The sequence below is a fragment of the Caulobacter sp. genome (assembly GCF_017744445.1).
Taxonomy (GTDB): Bacteria; Pseudomonadota; Alphaproteobacteria; order Caulobacterales; family Caulobacteraceae; genus Caulobacter.
The window spans coordinates 1-1,055 of record NZ_JAGIBH010000039.1; the positions used below are offsets into that span (position 1 = coordinate 1).

Consider the following 1,055-nt stretch of genomic DNA (forward strand, 5'->3'; position numbering starts at 1 on the left):
GGCCTGGAGGGCGACCGCCTGCCGATCGTGCCTCGGATGACGGCCTCGGCCTCGATGGAGCGTCAGTGGACCCTGCCCGGCGACCTCGTCGGTCGGCTGCGCTTCGACGGCTCGTACGCCGGCATCGCGCGGTCGGCCTTCAACGCCGGCAACAGCGACTATCTAAAGATGGGCGGCTACGCGGTCTTCGGGGCCAGCTTCAGCCTGGAACGCCGCGACTGGACCCTGGACCTGACGGTCGACAACCTGCTGGACCGAGCCGGCCACGCCAACGCCGCGCGCAACACGTCGGGCCCGGTCGAGTACTTCGGCATAGCGCCGCGCACCCTTCGCGTGAGCATCGAACGCCGCTTCTGATCGCCGGTGCGGTTTTTCGCACCAGCCAGGTGAGGTAGCTCCGCCACCTTGCGTCTGATCCTACAGGCCGCCGTCGAGCGCGCCGCAAAGAGGGGATCAACAATGATGCAGTTTCGAGGCCTTCGCACCCTGGCCCTGGGCGCCAGCGCCCTGACGACCCTGGTCGCCGGCCAGGCGTTCGCCCAGACCAGCGACAGCGGCACGATCGAAGAAGTGGTCGTCACCGCGCTGAAGCGCTCCACCACCGTCCAGACCACCCCGATCAGCGTCAGCGCGGTCACCGAAAAGTCGCTGCAGGCCTTGGGCGCCCAAGGCATCCAGGACTATTTCCGTACGGTTCCGAACCTGCAGGTCGACGGCAACTCGCCCACCAGCCGCCGCCTGACCCTGCGCGGCGTGCGCAGCGCCGGTGAAGCCACGGTCGGCCTCTACTATGACGAAACCCCGCTGACGGGTCCGGCCGGCACCACCGCCGACGCCAGCTCGACCAGCGCCGACGTGAACCTGTTCGACGCCGAGCGCGTCGAAGTCCTGCGCGGCCCGCAAGGCACGCTGTACGGCTCGGGCTCGATGGGCGGCACCCTGCGCGTGATCCTCAACAAGCCCGACACCAGCCGCTACGCCGGCGCGGTCGAGGCCCAGGGCACCAGCACGAAGGGCGGCAGCACCGGCTACTCGGTGAAGGGCATGGTCAACGT

General features: G+C 69.1%; 1 protein-coding gene and 1 pseudogene. Both read left to right on the forward strand.

Features of this window, described 5'->3' with window-relative positions; genetic code table 11:
• A pseudogene (locus J7528_RS23370) lies at window positions 1–357 on the forward strand (TonB-dependent receptor); the annotation flags it as partial.
• A gap of 102 nt (window positions 358–459) precedes the next feature.
• On the forward strand, window positions 460–1,055 hold a 596-nt coding region (locus J7528_RS23375; RefSeq protein WP_291879652.1), incomplete at its 3' end, for a TonB-dependent receptor plug domain-containing protein.